Raw genomic sequence first — 1495 nt, 5'->3', positions numbered from 1 at the left:
CCATGTGCGAGAGGCGTCTCCGCATGTCGACTGGTCCGCCGGCCACGTCTCCCTGCTCACCGAGCAACGGCCGTGGGGGGCCCCCCCCCGCCCCCCCCCCCCCCCCGCCGGGGGCGCGGGGGGGGGGGGCGGCCCCCCCCCCCCCCCCGCGGAGCGCCCCGCGGCGCCTCCGGCGCCGTTCGGGGCGACCGCGACACGCCGTGACGGCCCCACCCATCGCCGCTTACGGCCCACCTTGTCGGTACGCTCCAGTCGCGCCCCGGGTCTGCTGCTGCCCCCGCGGTCTGTGCCTACGCAGGCCGTGTCACCCGGAAAGACGAATGGCAGGTTCAGTCGTGGCTGGTTTCTCCGACGCGCCCTCGGTGGGCGGTACCTCACGGGTGCCCTACGGCGAGGTCAACATCGACAAGCCGCGGATCCCCGCTGAGGGCCGGCTGGAGATGGCGCAGGACGACGAAAAGGTCGGCCAGGTCGGGCCGACCGGGCGGCCGATGCCGTTGTTCCCGGTGCCCGACCAGCTCTCGTCGCACGGTCCCGCCTGGATTCTCGCCATGTGCAACCAGAAGGGCGGCGTCGGCAAGACGACCAGCACCATCAACCTGGGCGCCGCGCTCGCCGAGTACGGCCGCCGGGTGCTGCTCGTCGACTTCGACCCGCAGGGCGCGCTGTCGGTCGGCCTCGGCATCAACCCGAACCAGTTCGAGCTGACGGTGCACGACCTGCTGCTCGGCGGCGGGGACACCCACGTCAACGACGTGATCATCGAAACCCAGGTCGACGGCCTCGACCTGCTGCCGAGCAACATCGACCTGTCGGCCGGTGAGGTGCTGCTGGTCAGCGAGGTCGGCCGGGAGCACAGCCTGGCCCGCGCGCTGACGCCCGTCCACGACGAGTACGACGTGATCCTCGTCGACTGCCAGCCCTCGCTCGGCCTGCTCACCGTGAACGCGCTGACGGCGGCCCATGCGGTGATCATCCCGCTGGAGTGCGAGTACTTCGCGCTGCGCGGGGTGGCCCTGCTGCTGCAGACGATCGACAAGGTCCGCGAACGGCTCAACTCCCGGCTCGACCTGGCCGGCATCCTCGCGACCATGTACGACGCGCGCACGCTGCACGCCCGTGAGGTGCTCGCCCGGGTGGTCGAGCGCTTCCCGGAGGAGGTCTTCCACACCGTCATCAACCGGACGGTCCGCTTCCCGGAGACCACGGTCGCCGGCGAGCCCATCACGACCTACGCCCCCACCTCGGTCGGCGCCGCCGGCTACCGGCGCCTCGCCCGCGAGCTGATGACCCGCCACGCCCGCCCCCCGCTGGTCGGCTAGCCAGTCCCCAGGTCCCGCCACCGTCACCCCGGCGCGCCCTCGCGCGGCCTTGATCGCGGTTTTGGCCCTGGGGTGGTCGTGCCGAGGCTGTTTCCGCGACCACCCCAGACATCCCATGGTTTTGGGTGTCAAGCGGCGGTGTCGAGTGTGACGGTGTGTGGCCAGGCGGTTGC

1 protein-coding gene is annotated in these 1495 nt (G+C 72.3%); it reads left to right on the top strand.

Going from position 1 to position 1495, the window contains the following annotated elements; translation table 11 throughout:
- Positions 1 to 320: 320 nt before the first annotated feature.
- A complete protein-coding gene (locus I6A60_RS41005) occupies positions 321 to 1322 on the top strand; it encodes a ParA family protein (protein ID WP_374113441.1) in 1002 nt (333 codons plus the stop codon).
- The last annotated feature ends 173 nt before the right edge of the window (positions 1323 to 1495 follow it).

The organism is Frankia sp. AgB1.9 (genome assembly GCF_016786355.1).
Taxonomy (GTDB): domain Bacteria; phylum Actinomycetota; class Actinomycetes; order Frankiales; family Frankiaceae; genus Pseudofrankia.
This window is presented reverse-complemented; position numbering and strand designations above follow the sequence as displayed.